This window comes from Streptomyces sp. NPDC111606, from assembly GCF_055656945.1.
Map to the genome: position 1 here is coordinate 484,381 of NZ_JBVKBY010000004.1, position 24,569 is coordinate 508,949.

At 70.9% G+C, this 24,569-nt stretch carries 23 protein-coding genes; 16 read left to right on the forward strand and 7 right to left on the reverse strand.

Annotated elements, in window-relative coordinates:
* Window positions 1-118: 118 nt before the first annotated feature.
* A complete protein-coding gene (locus tag ACZ7M7_RS17475; protein WP_472117491.1) occupies window positions 119-1,483 on the reverse strand; it encodes a S1 family peptidase in 1,365 nt (454 codons plus the stop codon).
* Between the two features lie 186 nt (window positions 1,484-1,669).
* Between ACZ7M7_RS17475 and ACZ7M7_RS17480 the strand changes: the two genes are divergently transcribed.
* From ACZ7M7_RS17480 to ACZ7M7_RS17505, 6 genes are all read left to right on the forward strand, one after another.
* Entirely contained in the window at window positions 1,670-2,083 is a 414-nt protein-coding gene (locus tag ACZ7M7_RS17480) for a PaaI family thioesterase (RefSeq protein WP_383601588.1), read from the forward strand.
* Between the two features lie 495 nt (window positions 2,084-2,578).
* Window positions 2,579-2,794: a hypothetical protein gene (locus ACZ7M7_RS17485; protein ID WP_030052098.1), complete on the forward strand. Its 216-nt coding sequence runs from the start codon at window positions 2,579-2,581 to the stop codon at window positions 2,792-2,794.
* Between the two features lie 142 nt (window positions 2,795-2,936).
* Window positions 2,937-3,743: an HlyD family efflux transporter periplasmic adaptor subunit gene (locus ACZ7M7_RS17490; RefSeq protein WP_383601585.1), complete on the forward strand. Its 807-nt coding sequence runs from the start codon at window positions 2,937-2,939 to the stop codon at window positions 3,741-3,743.
* Window positions 3,740-5,962, forward strand: coding sequence for an NHLP family bacteriocin export ABC transporter peptidase/permease/ATPase subunit (locus ACZ7M7_RS17495; RefSeq protein WP_383627237.1), 2,223 nt, complete (start codon window positions 3,740-3,742; stop codon window positions 5,960-5,962). Before ACZ7M7_RS17490 ends, ACZ7M7_RS17495 begins: the two co-directional genes overlap by 4 nt.
* A 1-nt stretch (window position 5,963) precedes the next feature.
* On the forward strand, window positions 5,964-8,780 hold the full coding sequence (locus ACZ7M7_RS17500; RefSeq protein ID WP_472117495.1) for an NHLP bacteriocin export ABC transporter permease/ATPase subunit: 2,817 nt from the start codon (window positions 5,964-5,966) through the stop codon (window positions 8,778-8,780).
* A gap of 211 nt (window positions 8,781-8,991) precedes the next feature.
* A complete protein-coding gene (locus ACZ7M7_RS17505; protein ID WP_472117498.1) occupies window positions 8,992-10,536 on the forward strand; it encodes an alpha/beta fold hydrolase in 1,545 nt (514 codons plus the stop codon).
* Between the two features lie 6 nt (window positions 10,537-10,542).
* Here the strand turns inward: ACZ7M7_RS17505 and ACZ7M7_RS17510 are convergent, their stop codons facing one another.
* Both ACZ7M7_RS17510 and ACZ7M7_RS17515 read right to left on the reverse strand, forming a co-directional pair.
* Complete coding sequence (locus ACZ7M7_RS17510) at window positions 10,543-11,073, reverse strand: SRPBCC family protein (protein WP_472117501.1); 531 nt, start codon at window positions 11,071-11,073, stop codon at window positions 10,543-10,545.
* Window positions 11,074-11,079: 6 nt separating this feature from the next.
* Window positions 11,080-11,421, reverse strand: coding sequence for an ArsR/SmtB family transcription factor (locus ACZ7M7_RS17515; protein ID WP_383601571.1), 342 nt, complete (start codon window positions 11,419-11,421; stop codon window positions 11,080-11,082).
* A gap of 158 nt (window positions 11,422-11,579) precedes the next feature.
* On the opposite strand from ACZ7M7_RS17515, the gene ACZ7M7_RS17520 reads away from it, so the two are divergent.
* From ACZ7M7_RS17520 to ACZ7M7_RS17540, 5 genes are all read left to right on the forward strand, one after another.
* Window positions 11,580-12,587 carry a Ppx/GppA family phosphatase gene (locus ACZ7M7_RS17520; RefSeq protein WP_383627229.1) on the forward strand — a complete coding sequence of 336 codons (1,008 nt, stop codon included), beginning with the start codon at window positions 11,580-11,582 and terminating at the stop codon, window positions 12,585-12,587.
* A gap of 232 nt (window positions 12,588-12,819) precedes the next feature.
* Window positions 12,820-13,851 carry an iron-containing redox enzyme family protein gene (locus ACZ7M7_RS17525; RefSeq protein WP_472117504.1) on the forward strand — a complete coding sequence of 344 codons (1,032 nt, stop codon included), beginning with the start codon at window positions 12,820-12,822 and terminating at the stop codon, window positions 13,849-13,851.
* Entirely contained in the window at window positions 13,852-14,526 is a 675-nt protein-coding gene (locus ACZ7M7_RS17530) for a HemK2/MTQ2 family protein methyltransferase (protein ID WP_472117507.1), read from the forward strand. It abuts the gene before it with no gap.
* A complete protein-coding gene (locus tag ACZ7M7_RS17535; protein ID WP_472117510.1) occupies window positions 14,507-14,713 on the forward strand; it encodes a CDGSH iron-sulfur domain-containing protein in 207 nt (68 codons plus the stop codon). Before ACZ7M7_RS17530 ends, ACZ7M7_RS17535 begins: the two co-directional genes overlap by 20 nt.
* 143 nt (window positions 14,714-14,856) lie before the next feature.
* Entirely contained in the window at window positions 14,857-15,306 is a 450-nt protein-coding gene (locus ACZ7M7_RS17540; protein WP_472117512.1) for an STAS domain-containing protein, read from the forward strand.
* Between the two features lie 200 nt (window positions 15,307-15,506).
* Here the strand turns inward: ACZ7M7_RS17540 and ACZ7M7_RS17545 are convergent, their stop codons facing one another.
* Complete coding sequence (locus ACZ7M7_RS17545; RefSeq protein WP_472117515.1) at window positions 15,507-15,941, reverse strand: protease inhibitor; 435 nt, start codon at window positions 15,939-15,941, stop codon at window positions 15,507-15,509.
* A 326-nt stretch (window positions 15,942-16,267) separates the two neighbouring features.
* Here ACZ7M7_RS17545 and ACZ7M7_RS17550 point away from each other — a divergent pair, with 326 nt between their 5' ends.
* The 5 genes from ACZ7M7_RS17550 to ACZ7M7_RS17570 all read left to right on the forward strand — a co-directional run bounded on the left by ACZ7M7_RS17550 (window position 16,268) and on the right by ACZ7M7_RS17570 (window position 21,550).
* Window positions 16,268-16,828 carry a hypothetical protein gene (locus ACZ7M7_RS17550; RefSeq protein WP_383601551.1) on the forward strand — a complete coding sequence of 187 codons (561 nt, stop codon included), beginning with the start codon at window positions 16,268-16,270 and terminating at the stop codon, window positions 16,826-16,828.
* Between the two features lie 201 nt (window positions 16,829-17,029).
* The gene (locus ACZ7M7_RS17555; protein WP_472117518.1) at window positions 17,030-18,640 is read left to right on the forward strand and encodes a purine-cytosine permease family protein; all 1,611 of its coding nucleotides are present in this window, start codon (window positions 17,030-17,032) and stop codon (window positions 18,638-18,640) included.
* Complete coding sequence (locus ACZ7M7_RS17560; protein ID WP_472117521.1) at window positions 18,637-19,332, forward strand: alpha/beta fold hydrolase; 696 nt, start codon at window positions 18,637-18,639, stop codon at window positions 19,330-19,332. Before ACZ7M7_RS17555 ends, ACZ7M7_RS17560 begins: the two co-directional genes overlap by 4 nt.
* A 74-nt stretch (window positions 19,333-19,406) precedes the next feature.
* Window positions 19,407-20,576: a lactate 2-monooxygenase gene (locus ACZ7M7_RS17565; RefSeq protein WP_451168889.1), complete on the forward strand. Its 1,170-nt coding sequence runs from the start codon at window positions 19,407-19,409 to the stop codon at window positions 20,574-20,576.
* On the forward strand, window positions 20,573-21,550 hold the full coding sequence (locus ACZ7M7_RS17570; protein WP_383601539.1) for a 2-hydroxyacid dehydrogenase: 978 nt from the start codon (window positions 20,573-20,575) through the stop codon (window positions 21,548-21,550). Before ACZ7M7_RS17565 ends, ACZ7M7_RS17570 begins: the two co-directional genes overlap by 4 nt.
* 222 nt (window positions 21,551-21,772) lie before the next feature.
* Here the strand turns inward: ACZ7M7_RS17570 and ACZ7M7_RS17575 are convergent, their stop codons facing one another.
* The 3 genes from ACZ7M7_RS17575 to ACZ7M7_RS17585 all read right to left on the reverse strand — a co-directional run bounded on the left by ACZ7M7_RS17575 (window position 21,773) and on the right by ACZ7M7_RS17585 (window position 24,472).
* On the reverse strand, window positions 21,773-23,389 hold the full coding sequence (locus ACZ7M7_RS17575; protein ID WP_472117524.1) for an RICIN domain-containing protein: 1,617 nt from the start codon (window positions 23,387-23,389) through the stop codon (window positions 21,773-21,775).
* A gap of 456 nt (window positions 23,390-23,845) precedes the next feature.
* Window positions 23,846-24,223 carry a toxin Doc gene (locus tag ACZ7M7_RS17580; RefSeq protein ID WP_369275183.1) on the reverse strand — a complete coding sequence of 126 codons (378 nt, stop codon included), beginning with the start codon at window positions 24,221-24,223 and terminating at the stop codon, window positions 23,846-23,848.
* A 3-nt stretch (window positions 24,224-24,226) separates the two neighbouring features.
* Window positions 24,227-24,472 carry a hypothetical protein gene (locus ACZ7M7_RS17585; RefSeq protein WP_383601533.1) on the reverse strand — a complete coding sequence of 82 codons (246 nt, stop codon included), beginning with the start codon at window positions 24,470-24,472 and terminating at the stop codon, window positions 24,227-24,229.
* Between the last annotated feature and the right edge of the window lie 97 nt (window positions 24,473-24,569).

Consider the following 24,569-nt stretch of genomic DNA (forward strand, 5'->3'; position numbering starts at 1 on the left):
CACGGCTGACGGCTGACGGCTGGCGGCTCCGGACACGACAGCGGTCCGACCCTCCCGCCGGAGGGCCGGACCGTGTTGTCGTCCGGATCACTCGGATCCGTGCGCCGGTGTCAGGGCGTCAGTTCCCGACGCCGTTTCCGACGATCTCGCCGAGGCCGTTGCCCGTGCCGTCGGCGTTGCCGCCGCCGACCTCTTCACCGGCTCCGGCCTCCTCGCCCGCACCGGCTTCCTCACCCGCACCGGCTTCCTCACCCGCACCGGCCTCTTCACCGGCACCGGCTTCCTCGCCCGCGCCCGCTTCCTCGCCCGCACCGGCCTCTTCACCGGCGCCGGCCTCTTCACCGGCACCCGCGCCGCCGCCCGCGGCGTCGCCGCCGAGGGTCGCGCCGACCGCCTCCAGGGCGGTGGTCACCGGCTGGAAGAAGGTCTCGCCGCCGACCGTGCAGTCACCGCTGCCGCCGGAGGTCAGGCCGATCGCCAGCCCGTCCTGGGTGAACAGGGAGCCGCCGCTGTCGCCGGGCTCGGCGCAGACGTCGGTCTGGATGAGCCCGGTGACGGTGCCCTCCGGGTAGTTGACGGTGGCGTCGAGTCCGAGGACCTGACCGTCGTTCAGCCCGGTGGTGCTGCCCATCCGGAAGACCTGGAGTCCCACCTCGGCGTCCGCTGCCTGGCTGATCGGGACGGCCTGGTCGCCGACGTTGACCTCGCTCGGCGCCTCGGTCGCCGGGTCGTCGTACTTCACGAGCGCGAAGTCGCCGTCGCCGGGGAAGGTGGACTGGTCGACGGTGGCGATCGGCTGGCCGCCCTCGGTGTCCGACCACTCGTTGCCACCGAGGCTGCAGTGACCGGCGGTCAGGAAGGCGGGGGTGCCGTCGCCCGCGGTGACGTTGAAGCCCGCGGAGCAGCGTGAGCCGCCGGCGAAGATGGCGTCGCCGCCGGAGAGGAACGTCTTGAAGGTGCCGGCCGACTTCTTGATGGTCGCCATGCCCGTACCGAGGCCGTCGACGGTCGACTCCAGCTGGTCCCAGTTGTCGCCGGTGACGGTGCTGTCGGCGGTGACGAGGATCTTGTTCGTTCTGGGGTCGACCGACCAGGCCGTGCCCGGGATGGTCGCCTCGGACTTCAGGGTCTGCGCGCCGGACGCGAGCTCGTTCAGGCTGTTCTCGACCTCGCGGACCTTGGCGCCGGCCCGCTTCGCCTGGACGATCACGTTGTTGTTGTCGCCGGGGATGACGTTGACGACGAGCTGCTGGCTCTCGGCGTCGTAGTACGAACCGGCGAAGGCGTCGCCCAGCATTCCCGCGAGCTGTGAGGCGAGATCCGACGCGTCCGCCGCCTTCAGGGTCTTGGGAGCGGCGGCGTTGTCCGTCGCGGCGTCCTGCGACGCGTTGGCGTTGGGCAGCAGGATCGCGGCCGCTCCGAGCGCCACCACGCTGCCCGCTGCTATCGCGGCCTTGCGCTTCGGAATTCGCTTGTGACTCAAACTTCTCGACCTCCTGGGGGACGGGGTCTTCGCCGCCTTGTGCGGCGGCTTTTCGGGGCGCCTGGTTGGCAGTTGGTACGCACGGGTCGCCCGGGGCGTTCAATTCCGTTTCAGCGCGTCGCGTTCGCAACACCGAATCGGCCAAGGACCGCACCTGTCGGTCCGGCGGCCGGAACAATCCCCCATATGACGATGACCACCGCTGAAGCCGACAAGATCCTCTCCGCCAACTTCGCCCCCTGGGTCCTCGACTTGGGCCTGTCGGTCGAGGCGGTGGAGGGCCACCGCGCGATCCTGCGCATGCCCTGGTCGGACGGGCTGGCCCGGGAGGGCGGCGCCCTGTCGGGGCAGGCGCTGATGGCCGCCGCCGACACCGCCACCGTGATCGCCGTGTCGGCGGCGCGCGGGTCGTACGTACCGATGACGACGGTGCAGCAGTCGACGTCCTTTCAGCGCGCCGTGATCGGTGCGGATGTCCTGATCGAAGCCGTCGTCACCAAGCTGGGCCGGCGCATGGCGTTTGCCGACATCGCGATGACCGACGAGGGGTCGGGAGAAATCGCGGCCCGGGCGAGCACGGTCTACGCGCTTCTGGGCTGACCCGAGCCGACACGAGCCGACACGATCCGCTACCGATCAGTAACGGTCAGTTGAGAAAGTGGACCGGAATCCATGCTTCAGCGAATCTACACATTCAATACTCAACGAAGTCACCGTGGGCCGAGGTTCTGCACAGGGGTGCTACCGGCGGTCACCCCCTTGAGGCCGGAGTGTCGCATTCGCCGCGACCTTCACCGCCCGCCTGTGAGGCGATGCAACAGCTCGTCCGAGCCGATGCTGTGACGCATGTGAAGAAGTCGCCTACAAGACGTGGGCACTTCTGCACCGATCGATGCCGCTGAGATCAAAGTGCCCTGGTGAGGCCGAAGTTTGATTGGAAGCCCGTACCCGCAGCGTGCTTTGATCCATCGCACCGCAGGGGTCGTGTACGGCTCCCGGAAACGGGCGCCGGATGCCTGCGGTCGCGGCCGTCATCTGTCCCCAGAGGGGGCCGCTCCCCCTTGTGAGATATCCATTAGGAAGGGAAGTTCCATCATGAACTCCACCCCCCAGGTTGCGACCGTCGAGATCTCCGACGCCGAGCTCGACAACGTCTCCGGCGGCCTGCAGGTCAACGCCGTGAACGGTGCCCTCGACGCTGTCAACGGCATCGCCCCGGTCTCCGGCCTGGTCGACACGGTCGTCGGCACCGTGGAGGGTGTCACCGGCCTGAACACCGCCCCGGTCTCGGGCCTGGTTGCCGGTCTCTGATCGCACCTCTCATACCACTGAGTCCCGGAGCCATTCCCCGGCTCCGGGGCTCTTGGGTGCCTGAAAACAACTGGGCACCGTCCGCATCACGACCGGCCCCCACGCGCCGGTCTCCACTCATCCTCAGGTGAGGGAAAGTTCCGTGCAGTTCCGCCAACAGGCCCTCGCCAAGCTCCAGTCACCGGAGGAGCTGGACCTTCCGGTGCGCTTCGCCCGCCCCCAGGGCTGGCTGGTCCTCTTTGTGACGGTGGTCGTCATGGCCGCCGCGTCCGTGTGGGCGGTGACGGGCTCGGTCGCCTCCACCGTCGGTGCGCCCGCCATCCTCACCCACGGGCAGGGCAGCTACATCCTGCAGAGCCCGGTCGCCGGCCAGGTCACCTCGGTCCTCGCCAAGCAGGGCCAGCAGCTGCCCGCCAAGTCCCCCGTACTGAAGGTCCGTACCGCCGAGGGCGAGACGGTCGTCCGTACGGTCGCCGCGGGCCGGGTCACCGGGCTCGCCGCCACCATCGGGCAGATCATCCAGACCGGCGCGAACGTCGCCGCCGTGGAGAAGGTCGCCGACACCAAGGACCCGCTGTACGCGACGGTGTACGTCCCCGCCGAGAACGCGGCGTCCATCCCCGACAAGGCCGCCGTGGACCTGACCGTCCAGTCGGTGCCCACCCAGGAGTACGGCGTCCTGCGCGGCCATGTGAAGTCGGTGGACCGCTCCGTGCAGTCGGCGCAGCAGATCGCCGCGTTCCTCGGGGACACCCAGCTCGGCGAGCAGTTCACCAAGGACGGCAGGCCGGTCGCCGTACTGGTGAAGCTGGACGCGAAGTCGAGCACCGAGAGCGGCTACAAGTGGTCGTCCGCGGACGGGCCGCCGTTCTCCCTCACCTCCATGACCATGGCCGAGGCCTCCATCCGGCTGGCCGACGAGCGTCCCGTCGATTGGCTGCTGCCATGAGCGCCGCGCAGGAGACGCGCAGCAGGCGCCGCGCCGCACCGCCGAAGCGCCCCGTGCCCAAGGGCAGGTCGAAGACCGTCCGCACACCCACCGTGCTCCAGATGGAGGCCGTGGAGTGCGGCGCCGCCTCCCTCGCGATGGTGCTGGGCCACTACGGCCGCCATGTCCCGCTGGAGGAACTGCGCATAGCGTGCGGCGTCTCCCGCGACGGCTCGCGCGCCAGCAACCTCCTGAAGGCCGCCCGCAGCTACGGCCTCACGGCCAAGGGCATGCAGATGGACACGGCCGCTCTCGCCGAGGTGAAGACGCCGGCCGTCCTGTTCTGGGAGTTCAACCACTACGTCGTCTACGACGGCATGGGCCGCCGGTTCGGCCGCCGGGGCGTCTACATCAACGACCCCGCCAAGGGCCGCCGCTTCGTGCCCATGGAGGACTTCGACGGCAGCTTCACCGGCGTCGTCCTGGTCATGGAGCCCGGCGAGGACTTCGCCAAGGGCGGGCGCAAGCCGGGCGTGCTCGGCGCGATGCCGGCCCGGCTGCGCGGCACCGCGGGCACGATGCCCGCCGCGGTGCTGGCGAGCCTCCTCCTGGTGGTGGTCGGCGCGGCGGTGCCCGCGCTGAGCCGCACCTACATCGACATGTTCCTCATCGGCGGCCAGACCTCCCTGCTGGGCGTGCTGTTCGCGTCGATGGGGACCTGTGTCGCGCTCACCGTGGTGCTGACCTGGCTGCAGCAGACGAACCTGCTGCGCGGCCGGATCATCTCGTCCACCCTCTCCAGTGCCCGCTTCCTGCGCCATCTGCTGCGGCTGCCGGTGACGTTCTTCTCCCAGCGCAGCCCGGCCGACCTGGTGCAGCGGCTCCAGTCGAACGACGCGGTGTCCGAGACGCTGGCCCGCGACCTCGCGGCGGCGGGCGTGGACGCGGTGGTCGTCGTCCTCTACGCGTTCCTCCTCTACACCTACGACCCCCAGCTCACCTTCGTCGGCATCGGCGTGGCCCTGCTGAACGTCGTCGCCATGCGCGTCGTGATCCGCCTGCGCGCGACCCGTACGGCGAAGCTGCGCGCGGACAGCGCCCGGCTCACCAACACCGCCTACACCGGCCTTCAGCTGATCGAGACGATGAAGGCGACCGGCGGCGAGGACGGCTACTTCCGCAAGTGGGCCGGACAGCACGCCACCACGCTGGAGGAGCAGCAGCGCCTCGGCGTGCCGAGCGCCTGGCTGGGCGTGGTCGCGCCGACGCTCGCCACGCTCAACAGCGCGCTCATCCTCTGGATCGGCGGCATGCGCGCTATCGAGGGGGGCATATCCGTCGGCCTGCTGGTCGCCTTCCAGGCCCTGGTCACCCGCTTCACCGCCCCGATCACCCGCCTGAACGGCGTCGCGGGCCGCATCCAGGACTTCGCCGCCGACGTGGCCCGGCTGAAGGACGTGGAGAACTTCGAGGCGGACCCGCTCTACGGCCGCCCCGGCGCGGGCGACTCGACGCGCCGGCTGCAGGGCCACGTCGAGCTGCAGAACATCTCCTTCGGCTACAGCCCGCTCGACAAGCCCCTGCTCACCGGCTTCGACCTGACCGTCGGCCCCGGCCGGCAGGTGGCCCTGGTCGGCGGCTCCGGCAGCGGCAAGTCCACGGTGTCCCGACTCATCTCGGGTCTGTACGCCCCGTGGGAGGGCGTCATCCGCATCGACGACCAGCGCATCGAGGACATCCCGCGCGGCGCCCTCGCGGCCTCCGTCTCCTTCGTCGACCAGGAGGTCTTCCTGTTCGAGGGCACCGTCCGCGACAACGTGGCGCTGTGGGACCCGTCGATCCCCGACGAGGCGGTGGTGGACGCGCTGCGCGACGCGGCGCTGTACGACATGGTGATGCGCCGCCCGGGCGGCATCCAGAGCAGGGTGGAGCAGGACGGCCGCAACTTCTCCGGCGGGCAGCGTCAGCGTCTGGAGATCGCGCGGGCGCTGGTGCGCCGGCCGAGCATCCTGGTGCTGGACGAGGTGACGAGCGCACTGGACGCCGAGACCGAGCTGGTCGTGATGGACAACCTGCGCAAGCGCGGCTGTGCCTGTGTGGTGATCGCGCACCGGCTCAGCACCGTGCGCGACAGCGACGAGATCGTCGTACTCGAGCACGGCACGATCGTGGAACGCGGCCGGCACGAGGACTTGGTGGCGCGCGGCGGCGCGTACGCGGCACTGGTCAAGGAGCGGTGAGATGACCTCCGTCCACGAGGGAGACCTCGTTCTCAACGCGCTCGGGCAGATGGGCACGCGCATCGACTGCGCCGGGCACAACCGACTCGACCTCGAAGGGCCGCAGGTGCTGTGGCTGGTCGCGTCCGGCGCCGTCGATCTGTTCGCGGTCGACGCCGGGCAGCAGGGCCACTGGCACCACCTCGGCCGCCTGGAGGCGGGCTCGCTGCTGCTCGGCCCTGTCCCGGGACCGCAGCACACGCTGGTGGCCCGCCCGCTCAGGGACTGCGTGGTGCACCGCATCGGGCTGCGCGAGCTGTACCAGCCCGCGAACACGCAGACCTGGTCCTACGACGAGTACGGCAACCCGCAGTACGTCCCGCCGCAGACGAGCCCGCTGGAGTACGCCCTCGCCCTCGGCGTCGGCCGCAGCCTCACCGTCCTCTTCCAGGCACCCATGGCCACCGAACGGGCGGCCGAGGTCACCGACGACGACGTCTTCTGGATGCAGGTGCCGCCGGGCAGTGTGCAGTACGGCTCGCTGTACGGTGCCGAGGCCGCCGCCGATCTGCTGATGGACCCGGCGGTCTGGCAGTCCATGGTCGACCAGCAGTACCGCCTGCTGACCACGCTGGACCGCTGGATCGAGCAGCTGGAGCGCACCCACGAGTCGCGCACGGCGGAGGGCATCAAGGCCGGCGAGGCGGTGCGCGTCCAGGCCGACCGGACGCTGCTGGCGTCCATCGGCAAACGCAGCGACAAGCGCACGACGGCCGCCGACGCGGACGCCAGTCACGCGGCCTGCAAGCTGGTCGCCCAGGCGGCCGGGATCACGCTGGCCGAGCCCGCGCAGAGCGGCACCGAGAGCGACCGGCTCGACCCGGTCGAGCGCGTGGCCATCGCGTCGCGCGTGCGCACCCGGGCCGTACGGCTGGACGGACACTGGTGGCGGGACAACGTGGGGCCGCTGGTGGGTCACCGGGCGCTGTCGGGTGCGCCGGTGGCGCTGCTGTGGCGGCGCAGTGGCTATGTCGCCGTGCATCCGGCGACCGGCCGCGAGACGCCGATCGAGAAGGCAAACGCGGAGGAGTTCGAGCCGCGTGCGGTGATGTTCTACCGGCCGCTGCCCGATCGCGCGTTGAGCCCGCTGCGGCTGCTGCGGTTCAGCATGCGGGGCACGGGCGGCGACCTCACGAACCTCATGATCAGTGGACTGGTGACGGTCGCGATCGGCGCGCTGGTGCCGATCGCGACGGGCAAGGTGCTCGGCGAGTTCGTGCCCAAGGCGCAGACCGCCCTGATCGTGCAGTTCTGCCTGGCCGTGATGGTCAGCAGTGTCGTGGCAGCGGCGTTCATGCTGTTGCAGAACCTGACGATCCTGCGTCTGGAAGGCCGTATCGAGGCGACGCTCCAACCGGCCCTGTGGGACCGGCTGCTGCGCCTGCCGACCAAGTTCTTCACCGAGCGCTCGACCGGCGAACTGGCGAGCCAGGCCATGGGCATCAGCTCGATCCGCCGTCTGATGGCCGGGGTCGGCCCGGTCGTCGCCCAGTCGGTGACCGTGGGCGCGATGAACCTGTCCCTGCTGTTCTGGTACAGCGTGCCGATGGCGCTGGCGGCGATCGGCATGCTCGTCGTCATCGCCGCGGTGTTCCTGGGGCTCGGACTGTGGCAGGTGCGCTGGCAGCGGCGGCTGGTGGTGCTGAGCAACAAGCTGAACAACCAGGCGTTCCAGACGCTGCGCGGGCTGCCGAAGCTGCGGGTCGCGGCGGCCGAGAACTACGCGTACGCCGCCTGGGCGGACCAGTTCGCGCGCAGTCGTGAGCTCCAGCAGAAGGTGGGGCGGATCAAGAACCTCACCACGGTGCTGGGTGCGGTGTATCTGCCGCTGTGCACGCTGCTGATGTTCATGCTGCTCGCCGGTCCGGCGCGCGGCTCGATGTCGGCGGCGGCGTTCCTCACCTTCAGCACCTCGGTGACGATGCTGCTGACGTCGGTCACCCAGCTGACCGGCGCGTTCGTCTCGGCGGTGGCCGCGCTGCCGCTTTTCGAGGAGATCAAGCCGGTGTTGGAGGCCACGCCCGAGGTGCGCACGGCGAGCACCCGGCCGGGTCCGCTGACCGGTTCGATGGAGGCGCGCCGTCTGTCCTTCCGGTACTCCGACGACGGTCCGCTCGTCCTCGACGACGTCTCGTTCGACGTGCGGTCGGGCGAGTTCGTGGCGATCGTCGGCCCCAGTGGTTGCGGCAAGTCGACGCTGCTCAGGCTGCTGATCGGCTTCGACAAGCCGGTCTCGGGCAGTGTGCTGTACGACGGTCAGGACCTGGCGGCGCTCGACCAGTCGGCCGTACGACGGCAGTGCGGGGTCGTCCTCCAGCACGCCCAGCCGTTCACCGGGTCCATCCTGGACGTCATCTGCGGTACGGAGCCGTACACGCCGGAGGAGGCGATGGCGGCGGCCGAGATGGCGGGGCTCGCGGAGGACATCAAGCGGATGCCGATGGGGCTGCACACCATCGTGTCGGGCAGCGGCGCGATCTCCGGCGGGCAGCGGCAGCGCCTGATGATCGCCCAGGCGCTGATCCGCCGTCCGCGCATCCTCTTCTTCGACGAGGCGACCAGCGCCCTCGACAACGAGACGCAGCGCACGGTCATCGAGAGCACCAGGGCCCTCAACGCCACCCGCATCGTCATCGCGCACCGCCTGTCCACGGTGCTGGACGCCGACCGCGTGATCGTGATGGAGGACGGCAAGGTCGCCCAGCAGGGCCCGCCCGCACAGCTGCTGGCGGACAAGCACGGGCGGCTGCACGAGCTGGTGCGGCGCCAGATGGCGTGATCCGTGGCTTGCGCGGAGCCGTACCAGGTCCGGGGCAGTCTCAGGGGTCGGTCGACATCCCCTGAGGCATCTCCCTCAGGGGACCCCGGCCACGCCCCGGTGTCTTCCCTGATTCCTGTCCCGAGCGGTTGTGACTCCGAGTGGATCACTGCCACGTTCGATCATGCGGGCATTCCCGTGATCCGTTCACAGGACCCTTGGAAGGGGCTTCATGCACCCACTCATCAGAGCACTCACCGCAGTGCTCGCCGCCGGATTACTCGCCGGATCGCTCACCGCAGCGTCCACGGCGAGCGTGGCGGCGGCGCAAGCCGAGCCTCCCGACACGAGGTCGGCCAAGCAGCAGGCCATCGACTGGCGGCCATGTCCGAAGGACGCCACGGCGGAGTGCGGGACGCTGCGCCTGCCGGTTGACTGGGACCGCCCGTCGGGCGATACGTTCGAGCTAGCGGTGGCCCGCCGCATGGCGACCGATCCGGCTCGCCGGGTCGGCGTGCTGCTGGTCAACCCCGGTGGACCGGGCGCTTCGGGTGTGGACTTCGCCGTGGACGACGCCAGGTCCCACTTCAGCTCGGACATCCAGAAGAGGTTCGACATCGTCGGGTTCGACCCGCGGGGCGTCGGCCGCAGCCACCCGGTGATGTGCTCCACCGAACTGCTGCGCCGGCAGCCGTCGGTCTACCCCCGCAACCAGGCGCAGTTCGATCGACTCGCCGACCACAACCGCGCGTTGCGCGAGGACTGCAGGCGGCACACCGGTCCGCTCTTCGACCACGCCGACACCTTGAGCGTCGTCCGGGACATGGACACGCTGCGTGGGGCGCTCGGCGAGAAGGAGATCAACTACTTCGGCCACTCCTACGGCACCTTGATCGGCGAGCAGTACGCGGAGGAGTACGGCGACCGCATCCGGTCCATGGCCCTCACCGCGAACATCGACCACAGCCTCGGCGCCAGGGAGTTCCTCGTCTCCTCCGCGGCCGCCGCCGAGGACTCGTTCCAGGAGTTCGTGAAGTGGTGCGACCGCACCAGCTCCTGCGCCCTGCACGGCCGTGACGTGACCGCCGTGTGGGACGGCCTGCTCGCCCGGGCGGACCGAGGGGAGATCCGCGATCCGGAGCATCCGGACCGGGTCCTGACCGCGCACGACATCACGTTCAAGGTCTTCAAGACGTACTTCTACGGACCGGACCGGGAGGAACTGGCCACCTATGTGGCGGGCCTCGACGCGCAGGAACCGAGCGAGCGGCAGCGATCCGCACAGCCACGGCAGGTCCGGCCGGCGGCCTCGCGGGCAGTGAGCGAGCAGACGAAAGCGGAACCGTTCTACGCGGTCTTCTGCCAGGACTGGCGCATCCGGCCGAAGGACTACCCGGAGTACGCGAGGCTGACCCAGGCCGAGATGCGGGCCGCACCGCACATGCGCGGGTCACCACGCGTGCATCCCGCGGTGGCCGGCTGCATCGGCTGGCCCGGCGAGGTGAACAACCCGCAGCACCGTCTGCGCATCACCGAGGCGCCCGGGATCCTCATGCTGCATTCACGGCACGACCCGGCCAACCACTTCTCTTGGGCTGCGAACGTGCACCGCCAGACCCGCGGGACGACCGTCCTGCTCCCGTACGAAGGCGCCGGACACAGTGTCTACGGCCGCAGTGACTGCACACGTGACGCCGTGGACGACTACCTCACGGAGCTGAGAATGCCGAGCCCCGGGAGCAGTTGCGCGCCTGCCGTGACGAGCACGACGCACTGACCGTGCTCAGGAGTCGAGGCCCGGGACCGGAGCGCCGGAGGGGAGACCGGCGGCCACATAGCCGTCGTAGAACTCCTTCCAGGGCGCTTCGGCTCCGGCGTGCGGCCCGTCGAAACGCTCCCCGCGCGCGTGCGCGTCGAGGGCGGCCAGGCAGACCTCCCATCCGGCGCCGTTGCGGGCGGCGGTGTTCTCGGCGACCAGGACGTTGGTGAGTGTGAAACGGGTGCGGCCGTCGTCCAGGGCCTCCAGGTCGAAGTGCACCTCGTCGCCGCCCCACTCGAAGGACAGGTGCCGGGGCTCGTCGACGGCGATCACCCTGGCCGTGGAGTCCTCCAGGTTCGGGTCGCCGCTGAACTTGATGGTGCCGCCCGGGCGCAGCTCGATCTCGGCGCGGGAGGGGAACCAGTGCGCGAGTTCGTCGGCGTCGGTCACGAACTGCCAGACGCGCTCGACGGGATGGTCGTAGGTACGGCTGAAGCGGACGGCCGGGCGGCCGTCGTCCAGGGTCAGATAGCTGCCGGTGAGGTCGGCGGTCATGATGGATCAGTCCTTCGCGGTGGGTTCCTCGGGGCCGGCCGACGTCTCGTCGAGGCGGCGGCCCAGCCTGTCCAGGCTGGTGTTCCAGAGCCGTCGGTACGGGTCCAGCCAGGCGTCGAGCTCGGCGATGGGCGCGGGGTCCAGGGCGTAGACGCGGCGCTGCGCGTCCTGCCTGACCTGCACCAGGCCCGCCTCCCTCAGCACTTTCAGATGCTTGGAGGTGCTCGGCTGGCTGAGCCCGGATGCCTCCACGATCTCGCCGACGGGCCGGGGCCGCTCCAGGAGCAGCGCGACGATGGCCCGCCGGTGCGGATCGGCGAGGGCGGTCCAGAGCGAGACGTCGGCCATGGATCCAATATGCCTCGACGGTTATATTCCAGTCAAGGAATACGCCATGCGGGCGACGGCGATTCACGCCGGCCCGGGAGCGCGGCGCTCGGGTCGTGGCGACGGCGCACAGTGGCTGAGACCGTTGCCGGGACGGGGAAACGGGTACGTGCGCAGTCATGCGAATCAGCGTGGTGGACGTGGGGTCGAAGACGGTGCGGCTGGTAGTGGCCGACGCCGCGGACGGGGTGCCGCTGCCGGTGCACACCGCCAAGTGGCGGCTGAGGCTGTCGGAGCAGGTCAGGCCCGGGGAGGCTGTCCCCGAGGAATGCGTCGAGCGGTTGGTCGACGCCGTCGCGGCGGCGAACCGCACTGCGCTTAGATGGGGCGCGAGCGCACCCTTGGCCTTCGCGACCGCTGTGGTGCGTGCCTCCCCGAACCGTCAGGAGGTACTGCGCACCGTGCGGACGCGGACCGGGGTGAGCCTGTGCACGCTGCCCGGCGAGCTGGAGGCCGAGCTCACGTTTCTCGGGGCGCGAAGGTGGATGGGCTGGCGGTCGGGACCGCTCGCGCTGCTGGACATCGGCGGCGGCTCACTCGAAGTGGCCTTCGGGCGCGGCCGGTTGCCCGACTTCGTGGCGTCGCTGCCGCTCGGCGCGGCCCGGCTGACCCATGAGTTCTTCACCGGCGAGGACCCGCCGGCGGCGGCTCAGGTACGGGCACTGCGCCGCAAGGTCCGCCATCAGCTGCGGGACGTCGCGGCCCGGATCCGCTGGGAGGGGCCACGCACGGCGGCGGTCACCTCGCGTACGTTCCAGCAGCTGGGCCGGCTGTGCGGAGCGGCACCCGGGCGCCACGGGCCGTTCGTGGAACGGAGGTTGGAGCGCTCCGCGCTGCGCGAGGCCGTCGGCCGGCTGGCCGCACTGCCCACCACCGAACGCGCCCTGCTCCCCGGCATCTCCGCGCCACGCGCCGAACAGAGCCTGGCCGGCGCGGTCGTGGCGCACACGGCGATGAAGCTGACCGGCCTCAGGACGGTCACGGTCTGCCCGTGGGCGATCCGCGAGGGAATCATGCTGCGGCACATCGAGGACGGCGCGTCCTGGTGGGCGGAGGTCGCCCGCCTCGGCGAGGAGGACGCCCCCGCCGACCCGGTGCCCCTACGGATCGCGCCGGCGACCAGCTGAGCGCGACGAGGGCCGAGGAGACACCCGTGCCCACCGCACCCGGGACTCCGCCGAGGACCGCCGCCGCGGCGAGGCCGTCACCCTGAACCGACGGGCCCGGGGAGGAGTCCGAGGGCGAGTGACCGGTCCGGGCCCCGGTCGTGGCCCTCCCGGTCGCCGGCCGCGGCTCGGCCTGCCTGCTCGGACAGCCGGTCGCGCGGGTGGCCGCGCACCCAACGGGTACTCGGCGGCCATGGCACACGACGTCCGTGGGGCAGGCGGCGAGGGTCCCCGGCTGCCGTCCGCGCGGGGCAGCGTCTCCGCCGCCGTGGAGCGGTATCTGCGAGGTGCCGGGCCGCCGCCCCGGCGCCTGGATGTCGCACGCACGGACGTCTACGGCGACGACCTCCAGCTGGCCCTCTACCTCTGCTACGAGCTGCACTACCGCGGTTTCGCCGGCGTACCCGAGGACCACGAGTGGGACCCCGAGCTGCTGCGGGTCCGCGCCGCGCTCGAGCACCGCTTCCTGACCGCCCTGCGCGCGGACGCCCCCGCCCACGACAGCGTCGAGGACGCGCTGGCCGACCTCCTCGTAGAACCCGTCGACGGCACCGGCGTCAGCCACTATCTCTGCGCCGAGGGCGAGTTGTGGCACGTGCGCGAATACGCGGCCCAGCGCTCGCTGTACCACCTCAAGGAGGCGGACCCGCATGCCTGGGTGCTGCCCCGGCTGTGGGGCAGAGCGAAGGCGGGCATGGCGGCGGTGGAGTTCGACGAGTACGGCGGCGGCCGCCCCGACCGTGTCCACGCACGCCTCTTCGCCGACCTGATGACGGACCTCGGCCTGGACACGACGTACGGCCGGTATCTCGACGAGGCGACCGCGGAAGCCCTGGCCACGGTCAACCTGATGTCCCTGCTCGGACTGCACCGGGCGCTGCGCGGCGCGCTCGTCGGTCATTTCGCGGCCGTGGAGATCACCTCGTCGCCGGCCTCCCGGCGGCTGGCAGAGGCGATGCGCCGCACGGGCGCCGGGCCCGCCGCCGAGCACTTCTACGACGAGCATGTCGAGGCGGACGCGGTGCACGAACAGGTCGTCCGCCAGGACGTCATCGCGGGTCTGCTCGCCGAGGAGCCACATCTCGCCCCCGACGTCGCCTTCGGCATCGACGTCACCGGCTATCTGGAGGCCCGCCTGGCCGAGCGGCTGCTGAGCGCCTGGCGGGCGGGGCGCTCGTCCCTCCACGATCACCACCAACGATCCGGAATTCCCCTTATTTCCTGAATGCCGGGGTACCCGGGCGCCGTGAAACCACTGGTGCCGCCGGGTGTGTACACCCCTCAGGAAGACACCGACCTGCTCGTCGACGCCCTGCTCGACGAACCGCTGCCGGACGGCGCGGACGTCCTGGACGTGGGGACCGGTTCGGGCGCGCTGGCGATCGAGGCGGCGCGGCGCGGGACGCGGGTGACCGCGGTGGACGTGTCGTGGCGGGCGGTCTGCACGGCACAGCTGAACGCCTGGCTGGCCCGGCTCCATGTCCGCATCCTGCACGGCAACCTCTTCACGCCCGTGCGGGGACGGTCCTTCGACCTCATCCTGGCCAACCCGCCGTACGTCCCCGCACCCGACGCTGGTCGAGCGCCGCAGGGTGCGGCGCGGGCCTGGGACGCGGGCCGGGACGGCCGGCTCGTCCTCGACCGCATCTGCCTGGAGGCGCCCGCCCTGTTGCGTCCCGGCGGGGTCCTCCTGGTCGTGCACTCGACGCTCAGCTGCCCGGGACGGACCGTGTCGTTTCTGCGCGAGTCCGGGTTGAAGGCATCCGTGACCCGGCGTCGCATCATCCCGTTCGGCCCGGTGCTGCGCACCCGGGAGGACTGGCTGCGACAGCACGGCCTGCTGTCCGCCCCGCAGCAAAAGGAAGAGCTGGTGGTCGTCCGTGCCGAACTCCCCGTCTGACGAGCCGCGCCGGATCAAGGTCCAGCGCCAGGGCCCTGTCCTGGTGGAGGGCCCGGTCGAGGTGGAGCTGGAGGACGGCACGGTCGTCTTCTCCGACCGCTTCCGGGTGGCCCTGTGCACCTGCCGGCGCAGCCGACGCTACCCGTGGTGCGACACCAGCCATCGCGATCGGGCCCGGGAGCGCTGAGTCCGCCCCGCGAAGTCAACCGTTCTCGAAGAAATTCAGCACGTCGAGTGAACCACGTCTTGCGCGCGACGCCGCAGGGATGCTCACGCTCGGCCCCGGGTAAAAACCCTGACCAATGCGCCCCTTGCCGAGGTGGAGCGGACATGACGCCGGACGCCGACGACCGCGCCCCCCATCGGACCGAGGACCTGGCCGCGGACTCGTCCCGGTCCGTGCCGCCCCCGGCGAACACGCATGCCCGCACCCGCAGACACGGCCCGTTCACCGTGGTCGAGGTGACGGGTGAGATCGATCTGGCGACGGCGGCGCTGGTCACCGAGCACCTGGACGCGGCGACGGCGCGACCTGAGTCGGACGTGCTGGTCGAACTGCGGCAGGTCGACTTCTTCGACTGCTCGGGACTGCGTGTCCTGTGCCGGGCCGAAACGCGCGCCAGGTTCCGCGGCGGGCGCCTGCGGGTCGTGTCCGACGCGCCGCGCATACGGCGGCTGTTGCGCGGCGCGGGCCTGCTGGACCGGTTCGCGCTCCTGCCCGGGATCCCCATGGACGAGGGGATCCTCGGGCAGGAGGGGGTCCCCGGGGAAGACGGGTGATCCGTATGCCCCCACGGCAACGGTGACCCGTGTCCCCCGGGAAGTCGGGCTGATCGGCGATGAACCGAGGTGCCGACCGGGCGGCCCCACTCCGCCCGGCCGACCCCCGGTGCGAGATCGCCGGGGCCTCCTCGGCAGGGCTCGCACTCCCCAATCCGCGAGCCGCTGCCGAACTGCACGAGGCCGTGCGATCCCGGTCCCTAGAACGCGAAGAGGCTCGTCCCGTAGGAGCTCTTCACGCACTCGTTGGCGAAGGTGCGCTGATAGGAGACGCGCTGGCCCTGCCAGACCCCGTCGACCGTGACGACCACGGGGTCGTACTGCTTGGTACACAGCACCCCGTCTCTACTCCCGAGGGCATCGAAGTTGCCGCCCACACTGCGCAGTTCACCGCACGCCGAGAAGGCGTCGGGATGCGTCCCGGAGGAGGTCGGGGCGCAGCTCAGGGTGACGGCACGCACCGGCGTCGTCATGGTCGGGTCGTCACCGTGGGCCAGGGTGAGCACCAGGGCCGACGGGGCGTACAGGGAGGCGGGCGCAGGGTCCGGGGCAGCCAGGGCGGATCCGGTGAGGGGTCCGCAGACGGCGGTGGCCGTGAGAGCGAGGGTCGCTGCCCAGCGCGCGGTGTTCCGCATTGTGTGCATCCTTCCGCTTGAGTAACAGGGTGTGTCGACTCCGACGCGATCGGTGTCGGAGCGACGAGCGGGAGTCTGCCGAGTCCGGCGCCGAAACTCACATCGACACCACGGGTTTCAGTAACCTTGCGTATTGAAGCAGTGGCGTGAAGTAACGGAGTTCGAACGTTCCAACGCCGAAACCTGGCGGCTCTTGATCGTTCCAAGTCGCCAAGTGGCCGGATCCCGCACGCTCATTAATAGGCCTGAAACATTCCGGTTGAGCCCTCGGCTGACACGCCCCGACGCCCCTTGCGTTCACGGCTGAGCCGAGTAATCGTGATTACATGATTACCAGCGAACAACGAGAGAAGCTGCGCGGCTGGTTCGCCGGCCGCCTGCCGGACGACCTCTTCGAGGAGCCGGCCGAGGTCACGGTCGACCGCGAGGAGATCACCGTGATCGGCCGCATCCCCGCACCTCAGCTGGCTGAGGGCGGCTCGGCCGCCGAGCGGGAGGCCGCCGTGGAGGGCCGGATCCAGGAGTTCCGGGAGCGCACCCGGGAGACCCGGATCGAGGTGGCCCGCGAGGCGGAGCACCGATTCCGCAGAAAGGTTTCCTGGGGCGTCGAGTGCGACGGCCGGCGCGCCATGTTCACGCACATCGCCGCCCCCGTGATGACCCGGCTCCGGCAGCCCGAGCGCCAGGTCCTCGACACCCTGATCGCCGGCGGGGTCGCCCGCAGCCGCAGCGACGCCCTCGCCTGGTGCGTACGCCTCGTCCAGCGGCACACGGACGACTGGCTCACCGAACTGCGCGAGTCACTGGAGAACGTCCAACGGGTGCGGGCACAGGGGCCGGACGCACCGGACACGGACACGGAGGAGGCACCCAAGGACGGCGACTGATGGAGGTTTCGTCCACTCACGGCACCGAAGATGGATGAACCGTCCTCTGGTGCGGTTCCCGCGGACCGCCTTACCGTCTGCAGACCCCCGAGAGGACGGCATCCGCGCTGCCCGCACACCCCAGCGACAGCGGCAGGCACCGGCCGTCGGCCCGCCGCGCCACAACGCGCTCCACCGCCCCGCCCACGCTGGAGCCCTCCCTTGTCCCCACAGTTCCCAGCGGCCTCACCGGCCCAACGCCCCACCCCCTCTCCCTCCTTGACCGAGGTCGAGACCCACGGCGTCGACCGCATCCCCGACACCGAACGCAGCGCCTCCCCGCTGGACCTGTTCCGCCTCGCCTTCGGCGGCGCCAACACCTTCTCCACCTGTGTCCTGGGCGCCTTCCCGATCCTGTTCGGCCTCTCCTTCTGGCAGGGCCTCGCAGCCACCCTCCTCGGGGTCGTCGCGGGTGCGCTGATCCTGTGCCCGATGGCCGTGTTCGGACCGGTCAACGGCACCAACAACGCCGTCTCGTCCTCCGCGCATCTCGGTGTGCACGGCCGCGTGGTCGGCTCGTTCCTGTCCCTGCTGACGGCCGTCGCGTTCTTCTCGATCTCGGTGTGGAGTTCGGGCGACGCCCTGGTCGGCGGCGCGCACCGGCTCTTCGGCCTGCCGCGCGGCAACCTGTCGTACGTCGTCGCGTACGCCCTGTTCGCGGGGCTGGTTCTCGCGGTGTGCGTGTACGGGTTCCGCTTCATGCTGTTCGTCAACAAGGTCGCCGTGCCCGCGGCGAGCGTGCTGTTCCTGCTCGGCATGGTCGCGTTCGCCGGTGACTTCGACCCGTCGTACACGGGCGTCTTCACGGCCTCCGCGGACGCGGCGACCCAGTCGCTGTTCTGGCCGTCCTTCATCGGCGCGGCTCTGATCGTGCTGTCCAACCCCGTCTCCTTCGGGGCGTTCCTCGGTGACTGGTCGCGCTACATCCCGGCGAGCACCCCGCGCCGCAAGGTGATCGGCGCCGCGTTCCTGTCGCAGATCGCGACGCTGCTGCCGTTCCTGTTCGGCCTGGCGACCGCGAGCATCATCGCCGCCAAGGTTCCGGAGTACGTCGATCCGGCGGCGCCCGACTTCGTGGGCGGCCTGCTGGCGATCTCGCCCGGCTGGTACTTCCTGCCGGTGTGTCTGCTGGCACTGATCGGTGGCATGGCGACGGGCACCACCGCGCTGTACGGGACCGGCCTCGACTTCTCCTCGGTGTTCCCGCGGCTGTCGCGGGTGCAGGCGACGCTGCTGGTCGGCGCGCTGTCGATCGGGTTCATCTTCGTCGGGCGGTTCGGCCTCGACCTGGTGCAGTCGATCTCGACATTCGCCACGATGATCATCACCTGCACCACGCCCTGGATGGTCGTGATGATGCTGGGCTACTGGACCCGACGCGGCTGGTACGACCCCGACGCCCTGCAGGTCTTCAACCGCCGGCAGCACGGCGGCCGTTATTGGTTCGCGCACGGATGGAACTGGCGGGGCATGACCGCCTGGTGGGTGGCGGCGCTGCTCGGCGTGCTGTTCACCAACATTCCGGGCCAGTTCGTCGGCCCGCTGGGCGATCTCGCGGGCGGGGTGGACATCAGCCTGCCGTTGTCGCTGGTCGTCGCGGCCGTACTGTTCCTGGCGCTGCTGCGGGTGTTCCCCGAGCCGAGGGCGGTGTACGGGCCCCAGGGGGCGCGGCTGGCCCGGACGGTCGAGGTCCCCGTACCGCCGATCACCGGGCCCGGCGCGAAGGGCGACGATGAGCCGTTGTCGGACCCGTCCGCTACGTTGCGAGCATGACCAACTTCGTACTGGTGGCAGGGACGTGGCTCGGGGCGTGGGCGTGGGACGAGGTGGCGGGCGAATTGCGTGCCGCCGGGCACGACGTCCATCCGCTGACGCTGTCCGGACTCGCCGGGAAGCAAGGTGTTGCCGCCGGGCAGCAGACCCACGTCCAGGACATCGTGGCGGAGGTCGAGCGCCTCGATCTGCGGGACGTCGTCCTCGTCGGGCACAGCTACGCCGGCATTCCGGTCGGGCAGGCGGCCGAGCGGATCGGTGACCGGCTGACGCGTGTGGTGCTGGTCGACGCCAATGCCGCAGTCGACGGGGAGTCGTTCCTGTCGGGCTGGCTGAGCGACGAGGTACGGGCGGCGATCGAGGACAACGGCGGCGTCTGGCCGCCGCTCGCAGCGGCCGACTTCGCGGGCCAGGGGATGACGGACGAGCAGATCGCCCGCCTCGTCGACGGCGCCACCCCGCACCCGGGTGCCACGCTGACCGAACCGGCGGTCATGCCACGCCCGCTGAGTGAGCTTCCGGGCACTTACATCAAGTGCCTGCTCGACGGCGAGGAGCCGATGCCCGCCGCAGCCGAACTCCTCAAGGGCGACCGCTGGGAACTCGTGACCCTGGACACCGGCCACTGGCCGATGTTCTCCCAGCCGCGCGAACTGGCACGCATCCTGCTGGAGTCAGTGGCGAGCCCCTGATCCACTCCCCCCGCCTACCGGTCGGTATGGTCGGCGTACAGCGCGTTCTCAGTGACGAGAGGCGGGGCCTACGCATGGGCAAGCACTGGGCGGACTTCCAGTACGAGATCTATCTGAACGGCATGACGGGGGTCGTACCCCGGCTGCCCACCGATCTGACCCGGCTGGAGGAGCTGACCGAGCAGCGCCTCGGTCCCGGTCCGGTCGGCTATGTGGCGGGCAGCGCGGGCGACGGCAGCACCGCCCGCGCCAACCGGGAGGCGCTGCGGCGGCGCCGGATAGTGCCACGCATGCTGCGGGACGTCCACGAACGGGACCTGTCCGTGGAGGTGTTGGGCCGCGCCATGCCCGCCCCGCTGGCCCTGGCGCCGGTGGGAGTGCTGTCGATCATGCACCCGGACGCGGAGTGCGCGGCCGCCCGGGCCGCCGCCGCGCAGGGCGTGCCGTTCACCCTGTCCTCGGCGTCCAGCACCCCCATGGAACAGGTCGCGGAGGCGATGGGGGATGCCGAGCGCTGGTTCCAGCTGTACTGGCCGAAGGACCCGGAGGTGGCCCGGAGTTTCCTGAACCGGGCGAAGGCGGCCGGGTTCACCGCCCTGATCGTCACCCTGGACACACCGATGCTGGCGTGGCGACCGCGCGATCTCGACCAGGCGTATCTGCCGTTCCTGCATGGCGTGGGCACCGCCAACTACTTCTCCGACCCGGCTTTCCAGGCGGGCCTGGTCAAGCCCGTCCACGAGGATCCGAACGCGGCCGTCATGCACTTCGTCGGCATGTTCTCGGACCCCGCGAAGACCTGGCCGGACCTGGCGTTCCTGCGGGAGAACTGGGACGGCCCGATCGTCCTGAAGGGTGTGGTGCACCCGGACGACGCCCGCGCGGCCGCCGACGCCGGGATGGACGGCGTCGTCGTCTCCAACCACGGCGGCCGCCAAGTTGCCGGCTCCGTCGCGGCGGCCGACGCTCTCCCCCGGGTGGTGGAGGCGGTCGGTGACCGGCTGACCGTGCTGTTCGACAGCGGCGTGCGTACCGGCGACGACATCTTCAAGGCCCTCGCGCTCGGCGCGCGGGCGGTGCTCGTCGGACGCCCGTATGTGTACGGGCTCGGCCTCGACGGACAGGCCGGCGTCGAGCACGTCATCCGCTGCCTGCTGGCCGAACTCGACCTCACCCTCGCCCTGTCCGGGCACGCCACCCCCGCCACGATCGGCCCCGCCGACCTCATCGAGGAATCCGCATGACCGTCACGAAGAACGTCCTCGCCGTCATCTCGCCCCACGTGGGCGGGCGGGACATCGGAGCCGGACTGGCCACCCTCTTCCCCGAGGGAGCGAACGTCACCGTCGTCGAGGCGGCCGACGAGGACCCGGCCGCCCTGCGCTCGGCACACGTTGTCATCACCGCCCTCGCTCCGGTGACCGGCGAACACCTCACCGGCGCACCGGAGTTGGAGCTCGTGCAGTGCGCGAGCCACGGCTTCGACTACGTCGATGTGGAGGCGGCGCGCGAGCGCGGCGTGCGGGTGTGCAACATCGGCTCCAGCGGCGCCGAGGCGCAGAACGTGGCCGAGCAGACCTTCGCCCTCATGCTCGCGCTGGCCAAGCAGATCGTTCCCGCCCACACCGCGCTCGTCGAGGCCGACTGGGCACTCCCCCGGCTCCAGCAGTCGCTGACCGAACTGTCCGGCAAGACGCTCGGCATCGTGGGCCTGGGCCAGATCGGCCGGCAAGTCGCGCGCCGCGCCGCCGCGTTCGACATGAGCGTGGTCTATGCCGGACGGCGCCGGCTGCCGCCGGAGACGGAGGCCGAGTTCGGCGGCGCCCGTCATGTCCCGCTCACCGAACTGCTGGGCACCTCCGACTACGTCTCCCTGCACACCCCGCTCACCGACGAGACCCGGCTCCTGCTGAACGCCGAGCGGCTGGCGCTCCTCAAGCCGACGGCGTTCGTGATCAACACCGCGCGAGGCGCCCTGATCGACCAGGACGCCCTCGCGGACGCGCTGGAGAAGGGCGCCGTGGCCGGGGCGGGCATCGACGTCTTCGACCCCGAACCGCCCACCCCGGCCCTGCGCCTGCTCCGCGCCCCGAACGTGGTGCTCTCCCCGCACGTCGGCGGCGTCACCCGCGAAACGCTCATCCGCATCGCCCTGGCCGCCGTCCAGAACGTGACGGACTTCCTCTCGGGCGGGGCACCGCGTGATGTCGTGAACTAGGGCGGTATCACGGGCGACTGGCGGGCTGGGCTCGCGCTGGGCAGCGTGGCCTGGCGCCGCTCCACCTCTGCTGAGCGCGGCAGCGGGCCAGGCGGCCCATGGTGGAGCGGCTCAGGGCGGAGTCGCCCCACGCCTCCCGCCGTCGCAGCCCCCGACACCGACCCACCCCGGCGGCCGCCGCGCGTTTCGGCGGTGTCCGCGCGCCGGGCCGCCGAGGCCGCCCTACGCCCTCTCCTCCCCCACCCTCACAGACCGCGCCGCAGGCGCCTCGGCCTCGGCGCTCGACAGCGACCCGGGGCTCGCGGATGGTGCCGGATCGGTGAGCCAGCGCTGGGCGTCGGAGGCCTCGCGGACCTTGACGACGATCTCGGCGCCGTCGTCCGCCGTCGTGGCCGCGAGGGCGAGCTGCTCGTCCCAGCGGGGCAGTAACTCGCCCCGGACGGTGAGGTCGTAGCGCACGTCGTCGCCCCGCTCTGAGTCCTCGTCGGCGCACCGGCCGAGGATCACCACGCCGGCGTCCACGTGCGAGTCGAGGCACAGATCGGGGTCCGCCACGCTGCGCAGCCTGCCGTCCTTCTCGTACGACCACTGCTGGGTGTCGTCGGCCGAGCACTCCGCCAACCTGGTCCCGGCCCCCTCCTTCGGCTCGCCCCGAATGTCGAGACACAGGTCGGCGTCGGCGTTGCGCAGCCTGGTCTGCCGCGGGGCGTTGGGGAGTTGGGCCGTGCCGGGCGGCGCGGAGGACACGGCCGGGGGCAGCTGGGTCGCGGTGCCGCCGCCGGTGGCGGAGGCGGCCGGGTCGACCCCGTCGTCGTCGGACAGCAGACCGGCGGCGAGCATGACCGCGATCAGCCCGGCCGAGGCCAGGCCCACCCCCGTGAGCAGCGTCCGCGAGGAACGCGGTCCGCCGGGCGGCCTGCGCACCTGCGCGGGAATCCGCGACAGCAGACCACGTCGTCCCGCGCCGTGCCGGGCGGAGCCGCGTGCGCGGGGTCCGTCGGACTTGGTACGCCCCGGTCTGGTGTCGAGATAGCGGCGTGCGCCCCAGCCGAGCACCGCCTCGGCGATGAGTACGCCCAGCCCGCCCTCGAAATGGCTCAGTTGTTCGGCGGCGTTACGGCAGTAGCGGCACTCCGACAGATGCTGCTGGACATCCGGCAGCAAGGCCCCGCCCCTGCGAATCGGGACGTCGAGGAGGCGGTTGTAGAACCGGCAATCCTTCGTCGGCGCGAGTTCCCGATGAGCATGTACACAACCTTCGCGGAATTTATCACGCGCCTGTTCGAGCGCAGCCGAGGCGGTAACGGTATCCATGCCCAACAGACCGGCGGGCACGCTTACCGGCTCGGCCTCCACCTCGGTATGCCAGAGCAGACATCGGGCAAGTCCCGGAAGCGCCTGGAATGACCGATCGGCGAGCTTGCGATTTTCGGGCGTCATGGACTTCGCGGTACGCATACCGCGCCCGCCCGCGGGTTTCGCCAGCTCCGGCAGAACGCTCGCTATTCGCTCGTCGGCCGACCACTGCCGCACCGCGTCCCGGACGGCGACGAGGAGCCGGGGGCGCATCGCGGTGGCCGGCTCGCCCAGCGCCAGGCGGTCGAGGACCTGGTGGAAGGCGGCAGCGGTGACCATGTCGGCGGCGGTCCCCGGGGAGGCGAGGCAGATCACCGCGTACTCGTGGGCCGGTTGCCAGTGCCGCGCCATCAGCAGCGCGACGGAGGGAGCGGCCTCGCCGTCCGGACGGCCCCGGAGCCGGCCGGCGAGACCTTCGTCGGATTCCTCCGGAACCCCGCCGGGCGGCGGGTAAGGGGGGCGAGGGGGGTGGGGGGTGGGCACTGAACGGATTCCTTCCCACGCTCATGACTCAGAAGTTCCGATCGCCGAAAAGGACCGAGCGACTTGGTGCGTACCTCTTCGGCATGGGAGCGGGGAGTGCGAATTCACCAAAGCTCATCCGCTCCGGTTCCCCTCGGAACGCATGAACCCCGGCCTTTTACACCCCCCCACGGATGGTTCACCCTTGCACAGCGCACGGATGGCCAACAAGACACTCGGGCAACATCCGCCCCTTTGAAAGAAAGTCAGAAACGGCGGCAACTGGCCACCCCTGCGTGAGCTTTCGACATTCCATGCGCCCCGTGTGAATCCCCCGCACGCGCCGGAGCACCACGCGCGCTGCCCGGCGCGCACGCCGGCGTAGTCCACTGGGATCGGCCCTCTCGAAAGGCCCCGCTCCTCCCGCCCTCGGTCGGCGGCCCCTGAGGCGGGAGGAACGGGGATTGCCGGCCGCCCTCAGATCTGCCAGGAGCGCAGCCGGTCGGCGGCGCCGTACACGTCGGCCTTGCCGGAGATCAGGTCACGTGCGAGGTCGACGAGGGCGCCGTAGGGCGGGTCGATGCCGACGCCGCTGACGAACATGTAGGCCACCGCGGACGCGCAGGCGAAGCGGGCGTTGGCCGAGGGAAGCGGCTTGAGCAGGGCGAGGGTGTGCAGCAGGGCTGCGGCCCGCCAGGCCGGGTCGGAGTCGACGCCCAGGCGGGGCGGATCCACGCGATGGCGGGCGACGGCGGCGACCAACGCGGAGAAGTCGTTGACCGTGGGCTGGTCCGGCAGGACCTCTTCGTGCCGCTGGAGCAGCCAGGGCACGTCGATATGAATGACGGGTGCCATCGGTCAGGCGGCCCGTCCCGCGTCCTTGGCGGACGGTTCGTCGTCGGGGAAGGCGGCCGCGAATTCGTCTGCGTGCGACGCGAAGAACCGGCGGAACGCCTCGGCGCCCTCCTGCAGCGCCCGGTGCCGGGCTATGTCGGCCGCGGCGGCCTCCCGCACGAGCGCCTTCATCGACGTACCGCGTTCCTTGGCGATCTGCCGCAGGTCCTCTAGCTCGCGGTCGCTGAACTCCACATTGAGAGCTGGCATGCCTTCACGGTACCGCTCGGGTACTTACCCGTAAATACGTGCAGGTCAAGTGCGATCTACGCCGGTACCAGGCGGGTTCGGAACTCTTGGTTCGGCA

Excerpts from the sequence above, each read along its gene's own strand:
- ACZ7M7_RS17550 (WP_383601551.1), top strand. The coding sequence starts at position 16,268 with ATGATTACCAGCGAACAACGAGAGAAGCTGCGCGGCTGGTTCGCCGGC.
- ACZ7M7_RS17510 (WP_472117501.1), bottom strand. The coding sequence starts at position 11,073 with ATGACCGCCGACCTCACCGGCAGCTATCTGACCCTGGACGACGGCCGC.
- ACZ7M7_RS17540 (WP_472117512.1), top strand. The coding sequence starts at position 14,857 with ATGACGCCGGACGCCGACGACCGCGCCCCCCATCGGACCGAGGACCTG.
- ACZ7M7_RS17485 (WP_030052098.1), top strand. The coding sequence starts at position 2,579 with ATGAACTCCACCCCCCAGGTTGCGACCGTCGAGATCTCCGACGCCGAG.
- ACZ7M7_RS17560 (WP_472117521.1), top strand. The coding sequence starts at position 18,637 with ATGACCAACTTCGTACTGGTGGCAGGGACGTGGCTCGGGGCGTGGGCG.
- ACZ7M7_RS17480 (WP_383601588.1), top strand. The coding sequence starts at position 1,670 with ATGACGATGACCACCGCTGAAGCCGACAAGATCCTCTCCGCCAACTTC.
- ACZ7M7_RS17525 (WP_472117504.1), top strand. The coding sequence starts at position 12,820 with ATGGCACACGACGTCCGTGGGGCAGGCGGCGAGGGTCCCCGGCTGCCG.
- ACZ7M7_RS17545 (WP_472117515.1), bottom strand. The coding sequence starts at position 15,941 with ATGCGGAACACCGCGCGCTGGGCAGCGACCCTCGCTCTCACGGCCACC.
- ACZ7M7_RS17515 (WP_383601571.1), bottom strand. The coding sequence starts at position 11,421 with ATGGCCGACGTCTCGCTCTGGACCGCCCTCGCCGATCCGCACCGGCGG.
- ACZ7M7_RS17505 (WP_472117498.1), top strand. The coding sequence starts at position 8,992 with ATGCACCCACTCATCAGAGCACTCACCGCAGTGCTCGCCGCCGGATTA.
- ACZ7M7_RS17495 (WP_383627237.1), top strand. The coding sequence starts at position 3,740 with ATGAGCGCCGCGCAGGAGACGCGCAGCAGGCGCCGCGCCGCACCGCCG.
- ACZ7M7_RS17585 (WP_383601533.1), bottom strand. The coding sequence starts at position 24,472 with ATGCCAGCTCTCAATGTGGAGTTCAGCGACCGCGAGCTAGAGGACCTG.
- ACZ7M7_RS17530 (WP_472117507.1), top strand. The coding sequence starts at position 13,852 with ATGCCGGGGTACCCGGGCGCCGTGAAACCACTGGTGCCGCCGGGTGTG.
- ACZ7M7_RS17500 (WP_472117495.1), top strand. The coding sequence starts at position 5,964 with ATGACCTCCGTCCACGAGGGAGACCTCGTTCTCAACGCGCTCGGGCAG.
- ACZ7M7_RS17520 (WP_383627229.1), top strand. The coding sequence starts at position 11,580 with ATGCGAATCAGCGTGGTGGACGTGGGGTCGAAGACGGTGCGGCTGGTA.
- ACZ7M7_RS17580 (WP_369275183.1), bottom strand. The coding sequence starts at position 24,223 with ATGGCACCCGTCATTCATATCGACGTGCCCTGGCTGCTCCAGCGGCAC.
- ACZ7M7_RS17570 (WP_383601539.1), top strand. The coding sequence starts at position 20,573 with ATGACCGTCACGAAGAACGTCCTCGCCGTCATCTCGCCCCACGTGGGC.
- ACZ7M7_RS17565 (WP_451168889.1), top strand. The coding sequence starts at position 19,407 with ATGGGCAAGCACTGGGCGGACTTCCAGTACGAGATCTATCTGAACGGC.